This is a genomic window from Limnohabitans sp., assembly GCF_040400975.1.
In the GTDB taxonomy this organism is placed as follows: domain Bacteria; phylum Pseudomonadota; class Gammaproteobacteria; order Burkholderiales; family Burkholderiaceae_C; genus Limnohabitans_A.
Window position 1 is genome coordinate 11,736 of sequence record NZ_JBBAPF010000021.1, and the last position, 19,830, is coordinate 31,565.

22 protein-coding genes are annotated in these 19,830 nt (G+C 62.5%); 13 read left to right on the forward strand and 9 right to left on the reverse strand.

Annotated elements, in window-relative coordinates:
• Window positions 1-99: 99 nt before the first annotated feature.
• The 3 genes from ABWQ00_RS11990 to ABWQ00_RS12000 are packed head-to-tail and all read left to right on the forward strand — an operon-like array spanning window position 100 to window position 2,614.
• Window positions 100-1,071, forward strand: a complete 972-nt coding sequence (locus tag ABWQ00_RS11990; RefSeq protein ID WP_353238910.1) for a sugar kinase — start codon at window positions 100-102, stop codon at window positions 1,069-1,071.
• Window positions 1,068-1,979: a 2-dehydro-3-deoxygalactonokinase gene (locus tag ABWQ00_RS11995; RefSeq protein WP_353238911.1), complete on the forward strand. Its 912-nt coding sequence runs from the start codon at window positions 1,068-1,070 to the stop codon at window positions 1,977-1,979. Before ABWQ00_RS11990 ends, ABWQ00_RS11995 begins: the two co-directional genes overlap by 4 nt.
• Complete coding sequence (locus tag ABWQ00_RS12000) at window positions 1,976-2,614, forward strand: 2-dehydro-3-deoxy-6-phosphogalactonate aldolase (protein WP_353238912.1); 639 nt, start codon at window positions 1,976-1,978, stop codon at window positions 2,612-2,614. Before ABWQ00_RS11995 ends, ABWQ00_RS12000 begins: the two co-directional genes overlap by 4 nt.
• Before the next feature lie 5 nt (window positions 2,615-2,619).
• Here the strand turns inward: ABWQ00_RS12000 and ABWQ00_RS12005 are convergent, their stop codons facing one another.
• From ABWQ00_RS12005 to ABWQ00_RS12020, 4 genes are all read right to left on the reverse strand, one after another.
• Window positions 2,620-3,498: a pirin family protein gene (locus ABWQ00_RS12005; RefSeq protein WP_353238913.1), complete on the reverse strand. Its 879-nt coding sequence runs from the start codon at window positions 3,496-3,498 to the stop codon at window positions 2,620-2,622.
• 28 nt (window positions 3,499-3,526) lie between these two features.
• Window positions 3,527-3,904, reverse strand: coding sequence for a VOC family protein (locus tag ABWQ00_RS12010; RefSeq protein WP_353238914.1), 378 nt, complete (start codon window positions 3,902-3,904; stop codon window positions 3,527-3,529).
• 78 nt (window positions 3,905-3,982) lie between these two features.
• Window positions 3,983-4,711 (reverse strand): tRNA-uridine aminocarboxypropyltransferase, encoded by a 729-nt coding sequence (locus ABWQ00_RS12015; RefSeq protein ID WP_353238915.1) that lies wholly within the window; start codon window positions 4,709-4,711, stop codon window positions 3,983-3,985.
• On the reverse strand, window positions 4,711-4,962 hold the full coding sequence (locus ABWQ00_RS12020; protein ID WP_353238916.1) for a hypothetical protein: 252 nt from the start codon (window positions 4,960-4,962) through the stop codon (window positions 4,711-4,713). The genes ABWQ00_RS12015 and ABWQ00_RS12020 overlap by 1 nt, the downstream gene beginning before the upstream one ends.
• Before the next feature lie 134 nt (window positions 4,963-5,096).
• Here ABWQ00_RS12020 and ABWQ00_RS12025 point away from each other — a divergent pair, with 134 nt between their 5' ends.
• From ABWQ00_RS12025 to ABWQ00_RS12040, 4 genes are read left to right on the forward strand one after another with little or no spacing between them, the layout of a single operon-like run.
• Window positions 5,097-5,903: an SDR family NAD(P)-dependent oxidoreductase gene (locus ABWQ00_RS12025; protein ID WP_353238917.1), complete on the forward strand. Its 807-nt coding sequence runs from the start codon at window positions 5,097-5,099 to the stop codon at window positions 5,901-5,903.
• 14 nt (window positions 5,904-5,917) lie between these two features.
• Window positions 5,918-6,490: a PaaI family thioesterase gene (locus ABWQ00_RS12030; protein ID WP_353238918.1), complete on the forward strand. Its 573-nt coding sequence runs from the start codon at window positions 5,918-5,920 to the stop codon at window positions 6,488-6,490.
• Window positions 6,487-6,897 carry a lactoylglutathione lyase gene (gene gloA / locus ABWQ00_RS12035; RefSeq protein WP_353238919.1) on the forward strand — a complete coding sequence of 137 codons (411 nt, stop codon included), beginning with the start codon at window positions 6,487-6,489 and terminating at the stop codon, window positions 6,895-6,897. Before ABWQ00_RS12030 ends, gloA begins: the two co-directional genes overlap by 4 nt.
• Before the next feature lie 17 nt (window positions 6,898-6,914).
• Window positions 6,915-7,592 carry an SDR family oxidoreductase gene (locus ABWQ00_RS12040; RefSeq protein WP_353238920.1) on the forward strand — a complete coding sequence of 226 codons (678 nt, stop codon included), beginning with the start codon at window positions 6,915-6,917 and terminating at the stop codon, window positions 7,590-7,592.
• On the opposite strand, the gene eda is transcribed toward ABWQ00_RS12040, so the two are convergent.
• The 3 genes from eda to ABWQ00_RS12055 all read right to left on the reverse strand — a co-directional run bounded on the left by eda (window position 7,593) and on the right by ABWQ00_RS12055 (window position 10,497).
• Window positions 7,593-8,240 carry a bifunctional 4-hydroxy-2-oxoglutarate aldolase/2-dehydro-3-deoxy-phosphogluconate aldolase gene (eda, locus tag ABWQ00_RS12045; protein ID WP_353238921.1) on the reverse strand — a complete coding sequence of 216 codons (648 nt, stop codon included), beginning with the start codon at window positions 8,238-8,240 and terminating at the stop codon, window positions 7,593-7,595.
• Window positions 8,231-10,072: a phosphogluconate dehydratase gene (gene edd / locus ABWQ00_RS12050; RefSeq protein ID WP_353238922.1), complete on the reverse strand. Its 1,842-nt coding sequence runs from the start codon at window positions 10,070-10,072 to the stop codon at window positions 8,231-8,233. The genes eda and edd overlap by 10 nt, the downstream gene beginning before the upstream one ends.
• A gap of 167 nt (window positions 10,073-10,239) precedes the next feature.
• The gene (locus ABWQ00_RS12055; RefSeq protein ID WP_353238923.1) at window positions 10,240-10,497 is read right to left on the reverse strand and encodes a hypothetical protein; all 258 of its coding nucleotides are present in this window, start codon (window positions 10,495-10,497) and stop codon (window positions 10,240-10,242) included.
• Window positions 10,498-10,548: 51 nt separating this feature from the next.
• On the opposite strand from ABWQ00_RS12055, the gene ABWQ00_RS12060 reads away from it, so the two are divergent.
• Both ABWQ00_RS12060 and pdxH read left to right on the forward strand, forming a co-directional pair.
• Window positions 10,549-11,178: a gamma-glutamylcyclotransferase gene (locus ABWQ00_RS12060; RefSeq protein ID WP_353238924.1), complete on the forward strand. Its 630-nt coding sequence runs from the start codon at window positions 10,549-10,551 to the stop codon at window positions 11,176-11,178.
• Between the two features lie 20 nt (window positions 11,179-11,198).
• Window positions 11,199-11,831 (forward strand): pyridoxamine 5'-phosphate oxidase, encoded by a 633-nt coding sequence (gene pdxH / locus ABWQ00_RS12065; RefSeq protein WP_353238925.1) that lies wholly within the window; start codon window positions 11,199-11,201, stop codon window positions 11,829-11,831.
• Between the two features lie 37 nt (window positions 11,832-11,868).
• Here pdxH and msrA read toward each other — a convergent pair whose 3' ends face one another.
• Both msrA and ABWQ00_RS12075 read right to left on the reverse strand, forming a co-directional pair.
• The gene (gene msrA / locus ABWQ00_RS12070) at window positions 11,869-12,399 is read right to left on the reverse strand and encodes a peptide-methionine (S)-S-oxide reductase MsrA (protein WP_353238926.1); all 531 of its coding nucleotides are present in this window, start codon (window positions 12,397-12,399) and stop codon (window positions 11,869-11,871) included.
• 28 nt (window positions 12,400-12,427) lie between these two features.
• Window positions 12,428-13,318, reverse strand: coding sequence for a LysR family transcriptional regulator (locus tag ABWQ00_RS12075; protein WP_353238927.1), 891 nt, complete (start codon window positions 13,316-13,318; stop codon window positions 12,428-12,430).
• Window positions 13,319-13,418: 100 nt separating this feature from the next.
• On the opposite strand from ABWQ00_RS12075, the gene ABWQ00_RS12080 reads away from it, so the two are divergent.
• The 4 genes from ABWQ00_RS12080 to ABWQ00_RS12095 all read left to right on the forward strand — a co-directional run bounded on the left by ABWQ00_RS12080 (window position 13,419) and on the right by ABWQ00_RS12095 (window position 19,793).
• Complete coding sequence (locus ABWQ00_RS12080) at window positions 13,419-14,606, forward strand: acyl-CoA dehydrogenase (protein WP_353238928.1); 1,188 nt, start codon at window positions 13,419-13,421, stop codon at window positions 14,604-14,606.
• A gap of 182 nt (window positions 14,607-14,788) precedes the next feature.
• The gene (locus ABWQ00_RS12085; protein ID WP_353238929.1) at window positions 14,789-15,433 is read left to right on the forward strand and encodes a TetR/AcrR family transcriptional regulator; all 645 of its coding nucleotides are present in this window, start codon (window positions 14,789-14,791) and stop codon (window positions 15,431-15,433) included.
• Window positions 15,434-15,461: 28 nt separating this feature from the next.
• Entirely contained in the window at window positions 15,462-16,595 is a 1,134-nt protein-coding gene (locus ABWQ00_RS12090; protein ID WP_353238930.1) for an efflux RND transporter periplasmic adaptor subunit, read from the forward strand.
• A gap of 12 nt (window positions 16,596-16,607) precedes the next feature.
• Window positions 16,608-19,793: an efflux RND transporter permease subunit gene (locus ABWQ00_RS12095; RefSeq protein ID WP_353238931.1), complete on the forward strand. Its 3,186-nt coding sequence runs from the start codon at window positions 16,608-16,610 to the stop codon at window positions 19,791-19,793.
• The last annotated feature ends 37 nt before the right edge of the window (window positions 19,794-19,830 follow it).

Below are 19,830 nucleotides of genomic sequence, written 5' to 3' on the forward strand. Positions count from 1 at the left end.
TACAAAATCGTCTTTCATGTCGCTTTGCTCCATTCACCGCGTGGACCGTTTTGCGCTGATTCTCCCACCGCACACTGAGCCCCGGCTCTTTTTGTTCACATGACACAGCCCTCCAAAACCCTCGACATCGTGGCCTTGGGTGAAGCCATGGTCGAGTTCAACCAACGCCCCCCTTCAGGTGCTCACGATGCCCCGCTGTATGCGCAAGGTTTTGGTGGCGACACCAGCAACGCCGCCATTGCTGCAGCCCGAGCCGGTGCGCGGGTGGGCTACTTGACGCGTCTGGGCACCGACCGCTGGGGCGACCACCTGATGGACCTGTGGCGGCGGGAAAACGTGGACACCACCACCGTGCTGCGCGACGCGCAAGCGCCCACGGGCATGTACTTTGTGAGCCACGATGCGCAAGGCCACCACTTCAGCTATGCGCGCGCCGGATCGGCAGCCAGCCGCATGCAACCGCAAGATCTGACGCACTGGCAAGAGGCCATCGCCCGCAGCCAATGGCTGCACCTGTCGGGCATCTCTTTGGCGATTTCCGCCTCGGCCTGCGACACGGCTTTTGCAGCCATGGCGCATGCCCGCAACGTGGGCACACGGGTGGCGCTCGACTCCAACTTGCGCCTGTCGCTGTGGCCTCTGGCCCGGGCGCAGGCTTGCATCCGCCACGCGGTGAGTCTGTGCGATCTGTTTTTGCCCAGCCTAGAAGACATGACCGCGCTCACCGGCCTCACCCAAGCAGCCGACATCATCGCCTGGAGCCACGCCCAAGGCGCAGCGCAGGTGGTGCTGAAACTCGGTCCCGAGGGCGCTCTGGCCAGTGATGGTCACCACCAAAGTCAGGTGCCGGGCCATGCGGTCACGGCTGTTGACGCCACGGGCGCGGGCGATTGTTTTGCGGGCAACTTGCTGGCGCGTTTGTCGGCCGGCGACGACTTGTGGGCCGCCTCCGCTTATGCCAATGCCGCAGCCAGTTTGTCGGTGCAAGGCTTCGGCGCGGTCGGTCCCTTGCCATCACGCGAGGCCGTGCTGAAGGTTTTGAACGCCCCATCGAAAGGCACACACGCATGAGCAGCACAAGACCTTTGATCGCCATCGACTGGGGCACCTCTTCGCTGCGCGGCGCACGGCTCGGTGCCAGCGGCCAGGTGTTCGAATCCCGCGAATTTCCGCGCGGCATCCTCACTGTGCCGCCTGGGCAGTTTGAAACGGTGTTCCACGAACTCTTTGGCGACTGGATGCAAGCGCCGGGTGCCTTGTGCCTGATCTCGGGCATGGCCGGCAGCCGCCAAGGCTGGCAAGAAGCGCCCTACTGCCCCTGCCCCGCAGGCTTTGCCGAGCTGGGCCAGCACCTGCTGTGGCTGCAGCCCGATCGCATCGCCTTGGTGCCGGGCCTGAGCTGCCTGGGCCAAGACGGCCTGCACACGCCCGACGTGATGCGCGGCGAAGAAGTGCAAATCTTTGGCGCACTGCAACGGGCTGGACGCGACAGTGCCACCCTGGTGCTGCCAGGCACGCACAGCAAATGGGTGCACGTTCACAGCGGTCGCGTCATGCAGTTCCAGACCTTCATGACCGGCGAGGTGTTTGCGCTGATGAGCCAGCACTCGATTTTGGGCAAGACCCTGGACCTGAACGGGGCCTTCGACGAAGCGACATTTTTGCAAGGCGTGGACCAAAGCCAGCAGAGCGGCAGTGTGTTGCACCACCTGTTTGCGGTGCGCACCCTGGGCTTGTTTGACCGCCTGAGCGCGGCCCAATTGCCCAGTTACCTGTCGGGCCTGCTGATCGGCGAAGAGCTGCGCACCCAGACGGTCAACGCCGATTCAGGCTCCGTGATCCTGATCGGCAGCGACACCCTGACCCGGCGCTACAGTCTGGCCCTGCAACAATTGGGCATCGCCTGCCAAAGCCATGGCGCCGAAGCCACCTGGGCGGGCCTGCACGCCCTGGCCTCCAAATTGACGAGCACGCCATGAACACCTCAACCGATCCCCAACAAGCACTGGCCCAAGCCCTGGCCCAACTGCCCTTGATCGCCATCTTGCGTGGTCTCACGCCTGCCGAAGCACCTGCCATCGGCCACGCATTGGTCGGCAGCGGCTTTGCCATCATCGAGGTGCCACTCAACTCGCCCGAGCCCTTGCAAAGCATCGCTGCATTGACTGAGCAATTTCCGCAAACCCTGATCGGCGCAGGCACCGTGCTGAACGCGCAGCAGGTCAAGGACGTGCACGCTGCGGGCGGCCGCTTGGTCGTGGCCCCCAACTTCAACCCCGCCGTGGTAGCGCAGGCCTTGGCCCTGAACATGGTGGTGCTGCCCGGTGTGGCCACACCTACCGAAGCCTTTGCTGCGCTTGACGCGGGCGCGCACGGGCTCAAGCTGTTCCCCGCCGAGATGATCTCGCCTGCCACCGTCAAAGCCCTGCGCGCCGTGCTGCCCAAATCGGCTGCCCTCATGCCCGTGGGCGGCATCACGCCCGACAACATGGCGGCATACCGCACGGCAGGCGCTTCAGGTTTTGGTTTGGGATCGGCCTTGTATGCGCCGGGACGCAGTGCCGAGCAAGTGCGGTCGGCAGCGCAAAACTTTGTCAACGCCTTCAGGGGCTGAAGGCATCAAGCCCGCTCGCCCAGCCGCCCATCCCTGAAATCCGCCAGCGCCTGGTAAATCTCTTCCTTGGTGTTCATCACAAACGGGCCGTACTGCACGATCGGTTCTTTGAGCGGTTGGCCTGCGACCAGAATCAATTTCGCATCGGCACTGGCTTCGATCACCACACCGTCAGATTGCGGTGTGTTTTTCAAAATGGCCATGCGCTGCACGGGCACAGTCTGGCCTGCGATATGCACCTCGCCCCGGTACAAGTACACAAACGCGTTGTGGCCTGGAGGCAGCGTTTGCTCAAACCGTGCGCCCTGCGGCATGTGCACGTCCAGATAAATAGGCTGGGTGATCTCGCGGCTCACCGCGCCTTGCACACCATGGCTGGCCCCGGCTATCAGCGTGACGGCCACGCCTTCGGAAGTCTGGAACTGCGGCAGCTGATCGTTTTGAAAATCGCGGTACCAAGGCGCGTTCATCTTCTCGGAGCTGTGCAGGTTCAGCCAGAGCTGAAAGCCCTCCATCACGCCATCGGCTTGCTGCGGGATTTCGGAATGGATCACGCCACGGGCTGCGGTCATCCATTGCACACCGCCGTTTTGCAACAGGCCTTCGTTGCCCGCGCTGTCGCGGTGCAGCATGCGCCCGGCGATCATGTAGGTCACGGTTTCAAAACCCCGGTGCGGGTGGTCCGGAAATCCGGCGATGTAGTCGTCCGGCTTGTCGCTGCCAAAGGCGTCCAGCATCAAAAACGGGTCGAGCCGGTGCTGCAGGTCTTGCGTGAGGATGCGGCTGAGCTTGACGCCCGCGCCATCCGAGGTGGCCTGACCAGTGACCAGGCGTTCGATGGTGCGCGAGACATTCACGGCGTGGGGGTTGGCAACGTGCGGCACATCCGTTCCTTTTCAAAAAACCCAACGATCAACTGGGACGGTACAAGGCGCAGATTTTGTTGCCATCGGGGTCGCGCAGGTAGGCCAGGTAGAGCTTGCCTGCGGGGCCTTCGCGAAAGCCGGGTGGGTTTTCGCAAGTGACACCGCCGTTGGCCACACCCGCTGCGTGAAAGGCATCGCCCTGTTCAGGGGATTTGACAGCGAAGCCAATGGTGCTGCCATTGCCGTGACAAGCGGGCTCGCCGTTGATGGGGGTGGTGATGCCAAAAGTGCCCGTGGGGCTGCGGTAGAAATAACGGTTGTTGTTGGCCACGCCCGGGCCATAGCCCAAGGTGCCCAACACGGCGTCGTAAAACTTTTTAGACACTTCCAAATCTTTCACACCCACCATCACATGACTGAACATAGCGCTCTCCTGATAGACCCGTTGCCGGGCGAAAAAATTGACGGGCCATGGTAGCGGATACCCGCCAGCTTGGCCGAATCAAGACTTCTTCAAGCCCTGCCAGCGTGTGTGCGCTGGCCCTTGCAGGTTGGGCGGCAACTGGTGTTTGGCCTGCAGGTAGTGGTGGGTGTAGACGTCCAGATAAGCCTGCAGGGTCTCGGCCGCTCGCACTTCGCCCGCCAGCTCCAGACAGAGCGAAGCCACTTCGCTGGTGCAAAAGTGGTCATCGCGCTTGGAGCGGCGCAGTTGGTAGCGCGAGACCTGTTGAGGGTTCAGGCTGAGCACGGGCAATCGGTTCAGGTAGGGGCTTTTGCGGAACATCTTGCGGGCTTCGGGCCAGGTGGCGTCGAGCAGGATGAACAGCGGGCGCTGGCCTGTGGGCATGTCAGGCACGACGCTGACCAGCCGCTCGGGTTCTACAAACTCCCCCGGAAACACCACAAAGGCCTGCCACTGTGGATCGGCCAGCAGCGCCAGCAAGGCCGGGTCCACCTCGGTGCGGGCCCAGCCAAAGGCGAAAGTGTCGGGCACCACATCGGCGATCAACCAACCGGTGTTGCTGGGTTTGAGGGGTTCGATGTCGGCCATGAGCAAACACATGCCCACTGGCGTGGACACCTCCGGGCGCAATGCGCAGATGCAGTGGCTGGGAACCAGGCGGCAACCCGGGCAGCGCTCGCCCTTGATACCGCCACGGGCCATGAAGGGCTTGGCGCTGCGGGCCAGGCGCTCGGTGCGCAGGCGCGAGACAGCGTGGGGAAAGCCCATCAAAGGGCCAGCAAAGCCCAGCCTGCGTGTTGCTTGGCCTTGTTGTTTTCGTATTCCCAAGCCGCGCCGCAGCGGTCGCAGCGGTAACGGGTGAAGCTGGCCTGGCCGTTGCCGCGGTCTTCGCGGCTGTGCTTGCCTTGCACCAGTTCAGCGTGGCCAGGGGCTTTGCGCCAGTGGCGCTGAATGCCAGAGCAGGGTTCGCACAAGGCCGTAGCGGTCGGTTTTTGGGGTGCTTGAGCGTTCGTGGTCATGGCTGAGTTATTGGAAAATGCAGTGTTTAGCGATGCTGGCATTGTCGCCGTACCGGCCTGCATTCTGGCGACAGGCATTTTGGGGTCGCTGTGGCAGCATGTCGCACCCCCAACCCCAACTTGGAGAACGGACCATGACCTCCCCCCTTTTGCCCTCCCAACAGCTCTCCTTTGGCTTGCAAGGCCGTGTCGTCATCGTCACCGGCGCGGCCAACGGCATTGGTGAGGCCTGCGCACGCCGCTTTGCGGCCGAGTCGGCCCATGTCATCTTGTCTGACGTGAACAGCGAGCGCGGCGCGGCCGTGGCGGCCGAGTTGCGCAGCCAAGGCCACAGCGCCGGCTTCATGGCCTGCGACGTCTCGCGCAAGGCCGATGTGGATGCCCTGGTGGACCATGTGCTGCAGGCCTTTGGCCGCATCGACGTGCTGGTCAACAACGCGGGCATCTTCAGGGCCGCCGACTTTTTGGACGTGACCGAAGAAGAGTTTGATGCGGTGATCAACGTGAACATCAAGGGCTCCTTCCTGATGGGCCAGGCCGCAGCCCGTGCCATGAAAAGCACCGGGGGCGGCGCGATTGTCAACATGAGCTCGGTCAACGCGGTGTTGGCCATCCCCAACATCGCCAGCTACAACGTGAGCAAAGGCGGTATCAACCAACTCACGCGCGCCATGTCTTTGGCTCTGGCCGACTTTGGCATTCGGGTGAACGCCGTGGCCCCCGGCACGATTGCCACCGAACTGGCCCGCCAGGCGGTGCTGACCAGCGAGGCCGCTGAAAAGAAAATCATGATGCGCACGCCCATGAAGCGCCTGGGCGAGCCCGACGAGGTGGCCAAGGTGGTGGCGTTTTTGGCCAGCGATGCGGCCAGCTACATCACGGGCGAGATCGTCACCGTGGACGGCGGCCGCATGGCGCTCAACTACACCGTGCCGGTTTGAAAGTGTCCGTTTCGATGAGCACCACAACCTATACACGCCCCAACGATTTAGAGGCCTGGCTGACCCAGGAGCGCGATGTGCGCGCACGCCTGGATGCTGGGGTCGGCCCCGGTGTGGCCCGCTCCGAACAGGTGACTGGCAAAACCGGGCTGCAGGTCATGCAAGGTCTGCTGGCCGGCGAGCTGCCTTATGCGCACATGGCCAAGACGCTGGACTTCATGATGATCGAGGTCAGCCCGGGCCTGGCCATTTTTCAAGGCACGCCGGGTGTGCAACACTTGAACCCTCTGGGCACGGTGCATGGCGGCTGGTTTGCCAGCTTGCTCGACTCGGCGCTGGGCTGCGCGGTGCACACCATGATGCCGCCCGGGCGCGGCTACACCACAGCCGATTTGAGCGTGAAGCTGGTCAAAGCCATCACGCCCAAAGTGCAGCGTGTGCGGGCCATTGCCAAAGTGCTGCACTGCGGCCGCCAACTGGCCACCGCCGAAGCCCAGCTGGTCGGGCCCGATGGCACGCTGTATGCCCATGCCAGCACGGCCTGCCTTGTTTTTGAAATGCCTTCACCCACAGGAAATCAACCATGAGACTCCTTCATACCATGCTGCGCGTGGGCGACCTGCAACGCTCTATCGACTTCTACACCAACGTCATGGGCATGAAGCTGCTGCGCACCTCGGAAAACCCCGAGTACAAGTATTCGCTGGCCTTTGTGGGCTACGGCAACAACCCCGACCACGCCGAGTTGGAGCTGACCTACAACTGGGGCGTTGAAAGCTACGAGATGGGAACCGCCTACGGCCACATCGCCTTGGGCGTGCCCGATGCCTATGCCGCTTGCGAAAAAATCAAAGCCGCTGGCGGCAAAGTCACCCGCGAAGCCGGCCCGGTGAAAGGCGGCACAACGGTGATCGCCTTCGTGACCGACCCCGATGGCTACAAGGTCGAGCTGATCCAGCGGGCCGAATACGCTGGCGCACAAGGTTTGCGCTGAACCAACGGAGGATGAACATGATCGACCTGAGCGGACAACGCATCCTGGTCACCCAGGCCAAGGACTTCATGGGGCCGGCCCTGTGCCAGGAGCTGAGGGCTTGCGGCGCCGAAGTGATCGCTGACGATCGCGTGCTGACGGCCCCGCAAGATGCGCAGGCCATGATCGATGCGGCTGGGCCACTCAACGCTTTGGTGATCAATCTGGCGCTGCCTGCGCCGTCTACCCCCGTCACGCAGATTGACGAAGCCGAATGGCGGCAGGTGTTTGAGGTCATGGTCGACCCCCTGCCCCGCTTGGTGCGGGCGGTGGTGCCCGGCATGAAGGCACGGGGCGGCGGCAAGATCGTGGTGATGGGCAGCGCCTCGGCCTTGCGCGGCATGAAGCGGGCCGCCAGCTACAGCGCAGCGCGCGGTGCGCAGCTGGCCTATGTACAAGCCGCTGGCGTGGAACTGGCCCCCGACAACATCCAGCTCAATGCCGTGGCGCAAAACTTTGTCGACAACCCCACCTACTTTCCGCCCGAAGTGCAGGCCAACCCGCGTTTTCAGGAACGCTTGAAACGCGAAGTACCGCTGGGCCGACTGGTCAAGGCCGAAGAAGACGCCCGCTTTGTGGCCTACCTGTGCAGCCATGCGGCCAGCTGCTTTGTCGGGCAGGTGTTTCCGATGTCGGGCGGGTGGGCGGTGCGCTGATCAGCGCGGCAACTGGCTGGCTTCGCGCGCCAGCGCTTCGATGCGCGTCCAGTCACCCTTGGCCAATGCGTCGGCGGGCACCAGCCACGAACCGCCCACGCAGGCCACGTTGGGCAGGCTCAAAAAGTCGAAGGCATTGCTGGGCGTCACGCCGCCCGTGGGGCAAAACTTCACATCAAAAAACGGACCGCTCCAGGCCTTGAGCATGGCAGGGCCGCCGGCCTGCATGGCCGGGAAGAACTTGAGCTCGGTGTAGCCGTCTTCTTGCGCCATCATGATTTCGCTGCCGGTGGCGACGCCGGGCAAGAGCGACAAACCATGATCGCGGCAAGCCTGGCCCACCGCCCGGGTGTAGCCGGGGCTGACCGCAAAACGGGCACCGGCTTTGGCGGCTGCGGCCGCATCGGCGGCGCTGCGCACCGTGCCTGCACCCACCACTGCACCGGGCACCGCCTTGGCAATCGCTTCCATGCAGGCCAGCGCCTGCGGCGTGCGCAGCGTCACCTCCAGCATGCGGATGCCGCCCGCCACCAAGGCGCGGGCCATGGGCACGGCGTGCGCCACATCGTTCAAGACGATCACGGGGATCACCGGGGCGTCCTGCATGACTTGCAGGGCGGTCAAAGGGGCATTTGAATTCACAGCCATGAGCAGGCTCCTTCTTCGGCTTTGAGGGCGTGACGGCGCATGTTGGCAAACAGTTCACGGCCCATGCCCACGCCATTGGCGGCGCGCAGCTCGGTGGGCATGGGGGCCAGCGGACGGGCAGCCCATTCGGCCTCGCTCACCAGCACTTGCAGGGTGCCCGCGATGCCGTCCAGGCGTATCAAGTCGCCGTCTTGCACCTTGGCCAGCGGGCCACCGGCTGCGGCTTCGGGCGAGACGTGGATGGCGGCAGGAACTTTGCCCGACGCGCCGCTCATGCGGCCATCGGTGACCAAAGCCACCTTGAAGCCCTTGCCTTGCAGCACCGCCAGAGGCGGGGTGAGTTTGTGCAACTCGGGCATGCCATTGGCTTGTGGACCTTGCCAGCGCACCACACACACCACATCACGGTCCAGCGCGCCGGCCTTGAAGGCTTGCTGCAATTCATCTTGCGAATTGAACACGCACGCCGGCGCTTCGATCACATGCAAAGCCTCGGGCACGGCAGAGACCTTGATCACACTTCGCCCCAGATTGCCTTGCAACAGCCTGAGCCCACCAGTGGCGCTGAACGGCTGGCTGGCCGGACGCACCACGGTGTCGTCTTGGCTGGCTCCAATCTCACGCCAGACCAATTGCCCATCGGCTGTGCCGGGCTTGCGCGTGAACTCGCGCAAGCCACCGGGGCGAACGGTCAGCACATCGGCGTGCATGAAGCCCGCGTCGAGCAACTCGCGGATGACGAAGCCAGGACCGCCAGCGACCTGGAACTGGTTCACATCGGCCGTGCCATTGGGGTACACGCGGCTGAGCAGCGGCACCACGTCGGACAGGGCCGAGAAGTCGTCCCAGTCGATCACGATGCCCGCCGCACGCGCCACCGCCACCCAGTGGATCAAATGGTTGGTGGAGCCGCCCGTGGCCAACAGCGCCACCATGGCGTTGACGATGCTGCGCTCATCGACCAAGCGGCCGATGGGCGTGAAGTTTTTGTCTTTGACCAGCGCCAACACGGTGCGCGCGGCCTCACGGGTCAGGTCTTGGCGCAAGCCTTGGGCCGGGTGAATGAAGGCCGTGCCCGGCACATGCAGGCCCATGGCTTCGAGCAACATCTGGTTGCTGTTGGCTGTGCCATAAAAAGTGCAGGTGCCTTCGCCGTGGTAGGCCTTGGACTCAGCCTCCAACAATTCGGGGCGCCCCACCAAGCCCAGTGCGGCTTGCTCTCGGACCTTGGATTTGTCGGTGTTGGACAGCCCGCTGCCCATCGGGCCTGCGGGCACAAACACGGTAGGCAGATGGCCAAAATGCAAAGCACCAATCAGCAGACCCGGCACGATCTTGTCGCACACACCCAGCATCAGGGCGGCGTCAAACACATCGTGGCTCAGCGACACCGCCGTGGCCATGGCAATCACATCTCGGCTGAACAGGCTCAGCTCCATGCCGGGTGTGCCTTGTGTCACGCCATCGCACATGGCGGGCACGCCACCAGCGACCTGGGCGGTAGCGCCCTGCTTGCGGGCCTCGTCTTTGATGAGATCGGGGTAGTGCTGCAGCGGAGCATGGGCCGAGAGCAAGTCGTTGTAGGCGTTGACGATGCCAATGTTGGGCGCGCGCGGGGCCACCACTTGGATTTTGTCCAAAGCGGTGGCGCGGTCTTTGTCGCCTTGGGGCATGGCGGCAAAGGCATGGGCGACGTTGGCGCAGCCCAAGCGCTGGGCACCTGGGTCTTGGTTGGCCGCAGCGTCCAGCTGCTGCAAATAGGCCTGGCGTGTCGGACGACTGCGCTCGCTGATGCGGGCCGTGACCGCGGCCACGGTGGGGTGAAGTGCCATGTCTAGTCTCCTGGCTTTGTCTGGTAACTAAATTACATCAACGATGGTAACCGTGTTCCAGCCTTGGCATGCAATGGCCAAGTTACCAAAAGGGTACGTGCCGCGGTGGGGATCCGCAGGTGTAAAAAAACCCGCCGAAGCGGGTTCATTCGTGGGCACAAGGTGTCTCACTTGGCGGCGGGGGCAGCCGTGTTGGCTGCAGGGGCGTCCGCCGCGGCGGGGGAAGCCACTGGAGCTGGGGCTGCAGCATCGGCTGCCGCTGCCGGCGCTGGATCCGCAGGCGCGGTCACGGCGGCTGGGGCAGCAGGCGCTGCTTTTTTGCTCTTGGCGATGCCGATACCCACGGCCAGCCCAATGACCAGCACGATCACGCCGACCAAAATGGCCAAGACCACGGGTTGATTCTCATCTTCATTGTTTGACATGCTTGTTTTCTCCGAAAATAGTGGGCAGATTGTAATGGGACCCGATTGCACATGACCGACAACCCCGACAGCGCCCGGGCATTCAGCACACCCAGCCCAACGGCCGATGCGGCACGCGTGGCCTTCAGGGGGGACTTGCTGGAGCGCTTCAGAGCGCAAACCGCGGGTCAAGACCTGTGGGTGTTCGGCTATGCGTCTTTGCTTTGGCGGCCTGAATTTGAGGCACAAGAGCAGCACCCCAGCCGGGTGTGGGGCTGGCACCGCGCCCTGAAAATGTGGAGCCGTCTGAACCGAGGCACCCCAGAATGCCCGGGCTTGGTGTTTGCCTTGTTGCCTGGTGGCAGTTGCCAAGGCGTGGTGTACCGCGTGGCCCAAAGCGAAGCCGATGAGGTCTTGCAGCGGCTGTGGGCACGCGAAATGCCCATGGATGTCTACACCCCCGTTTGGCTGCCTTGCCAAACCCCCCAGGGCCTTGTCCAAGCACTCGCGTTCACTTTGCCGCGCAGCAGCCCCAGCTTCACCGGTCAGTTGGCCCCCGAGACTTACCGGCAAATTTTTCAGCAGGCCTGCGGTCGCTTTGGTACCACGCTGGACTATGCCCGCCAAACCTACGACAGCCTGCGCGCCCACGGCATCGAAGACCGGGCCTTGGCCGCCTTGCTGCGCCACGCCGCAGACTGAAGCCTGCCTATACTTGCTGCATGAACATCGCCGACCTGCGCAAGAGCTACGAAAAAGCCGAGCTCAATGAAAACGCCTCCCACGCCGACCCTTTGAAGCAATTTGAGCATTGGCTGCAAGAGGCCATCGCCGCCGAAGTGCCCGAGCCCAACGCCATGACACTGGCCACCGTGAGCAGCCAGCTGCGGCCCAGCACCCGGGTGGTGTTGATCAAAGGCTGCGACGCGCGCGGCATTGTTTGGTACACCAATTACGACAGCCAAAAGGGCCAAGAGTTGGCGGGCAACCCTTTTGCCGCCTTGCAATTCCATTGGGTGGAGCTCGAGCGTGTGGTGCGCATCGAAGGCCGGGTGGACAAGGTCAGCGCCGAGGAAAGCGACGCCTACTTTCACAGCCGCCCTCTGGACTCGCGCATCGGCGCTTGGGCCTCCCCCCAAAGCCAGGTGATCGACGGGCGCACGGTGCTGGTGACGAACGCCGCCAAATACGCCGCGCAATTCATGCTCAACCCGCCTCGGCCGCCGCACTGGGGCGGCTTTCGCTTGGTGCCCGAGCGCTGGGAGTTTTGGCAAGGCCGCAAAAGCCGTCTGCACGACCGGCTGCGTTACACGCCCGATGCCAGCGGCTGGCTGCGCGAGCGCTTGGCACCTTGAGTCCAGCGCGCCCAACCATGGCCGCCCCGGTCAGGCCTCAGCGGACCCAGTGGGCGAAAGTTTTTTTGAACTTGGCCACCTTGGGCGCCGCCACCGCCATGCAATAGCCCTGGTAGGGGTTGCGCTCAAAAAAGTCCTGGTGGTAGTCCTCGGCCGCGCTGTAGTTGGCCAGCGCCAACACCTCGGTCACGATGGGCTGGCCAAAGGCATTGGCTGATGTCAACTCGGCGATCAGCGCCCGCGCCTCTTGGGCTTGCTCAGGCGTGGTGAAGTAAATGCCGCTGCGGTACTGCGTGCCCACATCGTTGCCCTGGCGGTTCAAGGTGGTCGGGTCGTGGATGACAAAGAAAATCTCGAGCAAATCGCGGGTGCTGATCTGCGCCGGGTCGTATTCGAGCTTGACCACTTCGTTGTGTCCCGTGCGGCCGGTACAGACTTCTTCGTAGCTGGGGGCCACGGTCTGGCCGTTGCAGTAGCCCGACTCCACATCGGTCACGCCGCGCACTTTGACGAAAACCGCTTCGGTGCACCAAAAGCAACCACCGCCCAAGACCAACGTTTCAGCCATTTTGATTCCTTGTGAAAGAAGCACTCGATTATCCGTGGCCCGCAAGCCCCACCGACACGGCTTGGACAAAGTCCCCCAAGGCCGTTTGGTCTCGGTCACTGCGCCACAAGCACCGGGTGTCGTAGCGCACATCCACATCGTTCAGCGGCACAAACACCGCCCCCGCCAAGGCAGATGGCGCCAGCGCTTCGGGCACCAGCGCCACACCCAAACCTTGGGACACCAAAGACACCACGCTCAGCCAATGGCGCAGCTCGTGCACCACGGGGGGCATCCAGCCGGAATGTTCACACAGCTGCAAAATGCGTTCATGGTAATCGGGCGATACCGTGCGGGACACCACCACCAGGTCTTGCCCCACGAGCGCCGCCAAACCCAGATGGGTCTCACCTGCCAAGGGGTGGCTGGCTGGTAAACACGCCACCAAAGCTTGACTGGCCACCAAAATCTGTTCGAACCCCGGGGGCACCCGGGGCGTGTGTACAAAGCCCACATCGAGCCGGTCGCGCAGCAACTCGGACAACTGCTCGGACGAACTCAGCTCGCGCAGCACCAAGCGCAAACGCGGATGGCTGTCCTGAAAGCGGCTGAGGATCTGGGGCAAACCGCAATACAACATGGTGCCTGCAAAGCCAATTTGCAGCTGGCCCGATTGGCCCTCGGCCACATCGCGGGCCTCGCGCGCAGCTGCGCTGGCCTGCGCCAGCAAGGCCCGGGCGGCCGGCACAAAAGCCTGGCCTGCCGCCGTGAGCTGCACGCCCCGACTGTTGCGGGTGAACAGCTGTGCGCCCACCGAAGCTTCGAGCTGCTGGATGTTCAGGCTCAGCGGCGGCTGCGAGATGGACAGGCGCTGAGCGGCACGCCCAAAGTGCAGCTCTTCGGCCAGCATGAGGAAATAGCGCAGATGACGGAATTCCATGAATTAAAATTATGTATTGATGAATAGGCAATCAATATTAGACAACTATTCTTCTCGGCTTGAAAATCGGTTACAAGATTTTTTCATGGAGACACCCCACATGGCCACCACCAAAAACACCTTCAATTGGGAAGACCCCTTCAAGCTCAGCGCCCAGCTCACCGACGACGAGCGCCAGGTGCAAGAAGCCGCCCGCGCCTACTGCCAGGAACGCCTGCTGCCCCGCGTGAAAGACGCGTTCTTGAACGAGTCCACCGACGTGGCCATCTTCCGCGAGATGGGCGAGCTGGGCCTTTTGGGGGCCACCATCCCCGAGCAATACGGCGGTGCGGGCCTGAACTACGTTTGCTACGGCCTGGTCGCCCGCGAAGTCGAGCGCGTGGACTCGGGCTACCGCTCCATGATGAGCGTGCAGTCTTCTTTGGTGATGTTGCCCATCAACGACTTTGGCTCTGAAGCCCAAAAGCAGAAATACCTGCCCAAGCTGGCGCGTGGTGAGTGGATCGGCTGCTTTGGCCTGACCGAACCCAACCACGGCTCGGATCCCGGCAGCATGATCACCCGCGCCAAAAAGGTGGACGGTGGCTACAGCTTGAGCGGCGCCAAGATGTGGATCACCAACAGTCCGATCGCCGACGTGTTCGTCGTCTGGGCCAAGGACGACGGCGGCCAAATCCGTGGCTTCATTCTCGAAAAAGGCTGGAAAGGCCTCTCCGCCCCCGCCGTGCACGGCAAGGTCGGCCTGCGCGCCTCGATCACCGGCGAGATCGTCATGGACGAGGTGTTCTGCCCCGAGGAAAACGCCTTCCCTGAAGTGCGTGGTTTGAAAGGGCCCTTCACCTGCCTGAACAGCGCCCGTTACGGCATCGCTTGGGGCGCACTGGGCGCCGCCGAAGACTGCTACGCCCGCGCCCGCCAGTATGTGATGGACCGCCAGCAGTTTGGCCGACCCTTGGCCGCCAACCAGCTGATCCAGAAGAAACTCGCCGACATGCTGACCGAGATCAGCCTGGGCCTGCAAGGCTGCCTGCGCCTGGGCCGAATGAAGGACGAAGGCACTGCTTCGGTGGACCTGACCTCCATCCTCAAGCGCAACAGCTGCGGCAAGGCCTTGGACATCGCCCGCATGGCGCGCGACATGATGGGCGGCAACGGCATCAGCGCCGAATACGGCGTGGCCCGCCACCTGGTGAACTTGGAAGTGGTCAACACCTACGAAGGCACGCACGATGTGCACGCTTTGATTTTGGGCCGCGCCATCACCGGGATTCCTGCCTTTTCAAATTGAGTCTAAGCGCCCAACACGACACAGCCTGCGGCTCATCCGCATGGCCAATGGGTTGTTGGTCACCTTTGTCAAAGGGGCTTCGGCCCCTTTTTTGCGCCCTTTGTTTGCTTGTGTGCACCAACGCCTTGACGACCGAGCCGCCCAAAGCTTACATTACTAACCAGTCAGTCATTAAATAAAGCGTGAACACCGCCGAGACCCTCGCCCCCCCTAAACGCGAACGCCGCAAACAAGACCGCCCGGGCGAGCTGCTCGAAGCGGCTTTGGATTTGTTCGTGGAAAAAGGCTATGCCGCCACCCGCGTTGAAGAAGTGGCGGCGCGGGCAGGCGTGTCCAAGGGCACACTGTTTTTGTACTTTCCGAGCAAGGAAGATCTGTTCAAGGCCGTGGTGCGTGAGAACATCGTCGCGTCCGTGGCCCAAGGCGCGGCCGAGGTGGCGCAGTTTCAGGGCAGCAGCAGCGAATTGATCGAATGGATGATGCTCCAGTGGTGGCGGCGCTATGGCGCGACCAAGGCCTCCGGCATTTCCAAGCTGGTGATGAGCGAGGCCAGCAACTTTCCGGACCTGGCGGATTTTTTCCGAAACGAAGTCATCACGCCCGCCCATGCGCTGGTGCGCAGCGCCTTGCAGCGCGGCATCGACCGTCAAGAATTCCGCGCCATCCATGTCGAGCTGGCCCTGCACTCGGTCATGTCACCGCTGCTGTTCTTGGTCATGTGGAAACATTCCATGGGCCCTTGCTGCCCCAGCCACGAACAAATCGACCCCGAAGCCTTCATTTCACAACACGCCCAATTGTTGGCAAGAGGCCTGTCGCAGGCCTGAACCACGCTGAAACGCCCTTTTTGACGACATGAAAAAATCGACCCTCTGGATCCTCTCTGCCGTGGCTTTGGCCACTTTGGTCGCAGGTGCTGCCCGCTGGGCCCAACAGCGCCAAGCGGCCAAAGCGCCTGCCCCCGCCGTGACCGCCAGCGCGCCCCGCATCGAACTGGCCAGCACCGACGTGTTCACAGCCCAAGTCCAAACCCTGAACATGGGCATCGCGGTAACGGGCCCCCTCAAAGCCAGCGACAGCGCCTTCATCAAGGCGCGTGTCGCAGGCGAGTTGCAAGACATGTCGGTGCGCGAAGGCGACACGGTGCAGGTCGGCCAGGTGGTCGCCCGCATCGACCCCAGCGAATTCCAAGCCCGCGTCAGGCAAGCCCAACAACAGGCCGATGCGGCCAAAGCCCAAGTGGACATCGCACAACGCCAGTTTGACAACAACCAAGCGCTGGTGAACCAAGGCTTCATCTCGCAAACCGCTCTGCTCGCCTCGCAGGCCAGCTTGAATGGCGCCAAGGCCACCCACATGGCGGCGCTGGCGGCGCTGGATCTGGCCAACAAGTCACTGGCCGACGCCACGCTGCGCTCACCCTTGTCGGGTGTGGTGGCTCAGCGCTTGGCCCAACCCGGTGAGCGGGTGGCCATCGAAGCGCGCTTGATCGAAGTGATCAACCTCTCGCGGCTGGAACTGGAAGCGGCGCTGAGCGCCGAAGACGCCAGCCGCGTCAAGGTGGGCATGACCGCACAACTGCGCATCGAAGGCATCGCTGAAGCTGTGACCGCCAAGGTCTTGCGCATCAACCCCAGCGCCCAGATGGGCAGCCGCAGCATTGTGGTGTACCTGGGCATCCAAGGCCGTGAGGGCTTGCGCCAAGGCCTGTTTGCGCAAGGCAGTTTGGGCACACAAAGCTTGCAGGTGCTGGCCGTACCCGTCAGCAGCGTGCGCACCGACAAACCCCAGCCCTATGTGCAGGTGGTGCAAGACGGCAAGATCGCGCACATCACGGTTCAGCCTGGTGCGCGCAGCGAAGGCGGCCGCGAAAGCCTGGTGGCCGTCAGCGGCTTGAGCGCGGGTGCACAGGTCTTGGCGGGCAGTGTCGGCGCTGTGCGCGAAGGCGTTGCCGTGGTGTTCACGGCAAGTGCCAAGTCCACACCGTGAGGAATTGAACGCATGTGGTTCACCCGCGTCAGCCTGCAAAACCCTGTTTTTGCCACCATGGTCATGTTGGCCATTGTGGTCATGGGCCTGTTCTCTTACCAACGCCTGAAGGTCGATCAGTTTCCCAACATCGATTTCCCGGTGGTGGTGATCAGCACCGAGTACCCCGGCGCGTCCCCTGAGATCGTCGAGAGTGAAGTCTCCAAAAAGATCGAAGAAGGCGTCAACTCGATTGCGGGCATCAGCGCCCTGACCTCGCGCAGCTATGAAAACCAATCTTTGGTGATCATCGAGTTTCAGTTGCACATCGATGGCCGCAAAGCCGCCGAAGATGTGCGCGAAAAAGTCGCCTCGCTGCGTCCATTGCTGCGCACCGAAGTCAAAGAACCCCGGGTGCTCCGATTTGACCCGGCCAGCCGCGCGGTGTGGTCACTGGCAGTCATCCCAGAAGGCAACAAGCTCAACGCGGTAGAGCTGACCAACTGGTCCGAACAGGTGCTGAAAAAGCGCCTGGAAAACGTGCGCGGTGTGGGCTCGGTCACCATGGTGGGCGGCAGCAAACGCGAGATCAACCTTTACCTGCAACCGGCCAACATGGAGGCCCAGGGCATCACCGCCGAGCAAGTGGTGGCCGCGGTGCGCAACGAAAACCAGGACTTGCCGGTCGGCGCCATCCGATCAGTGCAGCAAGAACGTGCGGTGCAAATCAGCTCGCGCATGGCCAGGCCCGAAGACTTTGGGCGCATCATCGTGGCGCGCAAAAACGGCACACCCATTCGCCTGTCGCAAGTGGCCACCGTGCAAGATGGTGCACAAGAGCTGGAAAACTTGGCGCTGTACAACGGCCAGCGCACCCTCTTGATGTCGGTGCAAAAATCACAAGACGAGAACACCATCCAAGTGGTCGATGGCCTGGTCAAGGCCGTGGCCGACATGCAGGCCCAACTGCCGCCTGGCCTCAGGCTCGAGCCCATCACCGACAACTCACGCCCCATCCGTTTGTCGGTCAACAACGTGCGCCAAACCCTGATCGAGGGTGCGGTCCTCACGGTGTTGATTGTGTTTTTGTTCCTCAACTCTTGGCGCTCCACCGTCATCACGGGTCTGACGCTGCCGATCTCGATCATCGGCACCTTCATGTTCATGCAGATGTTTGGCTTCACCATCAACATGATCACGCTGATGGCGCTGAGTCTGTGCGTGGGCCTGCTGATCGACGATGCGATTGTGGTGCGAGAAAACATCGTGCGCCATGTGCAGATGGGCAAAAGTGCCTACCGCGCCTCGATGGACGGGACGCAAGAAATTGGCTTGGCCGTGCTGGCCACCACCTTGTCGATCGTGGCGGTTTTTTTGCCCATTGGCTTCATGGAAGGCATCATCGGCAAGTTCTTCCACGAGTTCGGCATCACCATCGTGGCGGCGGTGATGATCTCCATGTTCGTCAGCTTCACGCTGGACCCGATGCTGTCCAGCATCTGGCACGACCCGGCCATAGACACCCACGGCAAACACCACGCCCCTGCGAGCTGGTACGACAAAAGCATTGGCCGAGTGACCGGCTGGTTTGACCAAGGCACCGAGCGCCTGGCCGATGGCTACCAAGCCCTGTTGCGATGGGCCTTGGTGTACAAAAAATCCACCGTCTTTTTGGCGCTGACTATTTTTGTGGCCAGTCTGTTCATGATCCGTCTGCTGGGCACCGAGTTCGTCCCCAAAGCTGACTTTTCAGAGACCTCGCTCAAGTTTGAAACCCCGGTGGGCACATCGCTGGAAGCCACCGAAGCCAAAGCCCGGCAGGTTGAGGCCATCTTGCGCGAGTTCCCCGAGGTGGTTTACACCCTGAGCACCATCAACACTGCCAACGCCCAAGGCAAAAACAACGTCAACCTCTACATCCGCTTGGTGGAGCGCAAAAAACGAGACCGCAATGCCGACCAAATGTCTGCTCTGCTGCGCGATCGTTTGAAGCAAGTGCCCGGCGTGGCCGTGACACATGCGGGCTTGCTTGACGCAGTGGGTGGCAACAAGCAGATCGAGTTTTCCCTCAAAGGGCCCGACCAACAAGAGCTCGAACGCCTGGCTTTGTTGGCGCTGGACAAGGTGCGCGCCATTCCCGGCTTGGTCGATTTGGACTCCAGCGTGAAACCTTTCAAGCCCATGGTCAAGATTGAGATCCAACGGGACGCCGCATCCGACTTGGGTCTGGGCACAGCGCAGCTGGGAGGGCCCTTGCGCACGCTGGTGGCTGGGCAAACCGTGGGCAATTGGCGCGCCCCCGACGACCAAACCTACGACGTGAATGTGCGCCTCTCGCCCGAAGCCCGCAACAGCCCGCAAGATCTGGCGCGGCTGCCCTTTGTGGTGGGCAGCGCAGCCGATGGCAGCCCCCGCATCGTGCGCTTGGGACAGGTCGCCCAAGTCACTGAAACCACCGGCTCCAACCAGATCAACCGACGCGACATGTCGCGCGAAGTCGCCATCAATGCCAACGTGTTCGGTCGCTCGGCCGGCGAAGTGTCTGCCGACGTGCGTGCCGCCATGGACAGCCTGAACCTGCCCCCCGGCTACCACTACAGTTTTGGCGGTTCCACCAAAAACATGGCCGAGTCTTTTGGCTACGCCTTGTCGGCCCTGCTGATGGCCGTGATCTTCATTTACATGATCCTGGCCAGCCAGTTCAAGAGCTTTTTCCAGCCACTGGCCCTCATGACTTCCCTGCCCCTGACCCTGATCGGTGTGGTGTTGGCGCTGATGGTGTTCGGCTCCACCTTGTCGATGTTCTCCATCATTGGCGTGATCATGCTGATGGGCTTGGCCACCAAAAATGCGATTTTGCTGGTCGATTTCGCCATCCGCGCCCGCGCCGACCAAACCGATGACCAGGGCCACACCGTCCCTGGCCTGCTGCGCAACGAAGCCTTGCTCATGGCGGCGAAGGTGCGGCTCAGACCCATTTTGATGACCACTTTGGCCATGATTTTTGGCATGGTGCCCTTGGCCTTTGCTCTGAGCGAGGGCTCAGAGCAACGCGCACCCATGGGGCAAGCGGTCATTGGCGGGGTGATCACTTCCTCGCTGCTGACCTTGGTGGTGGTGCCCGTGGTCTACTGCTACATGGACGACTTGGCGCAATGGTTGCGGCGCCAAGCAGGCTTGGCCCCTGAGCGTCAGAGTCAAGACACCCACGCCGCTTAAAATCACTTTTTTGAACCCGATACCCGATCAAGCCCCG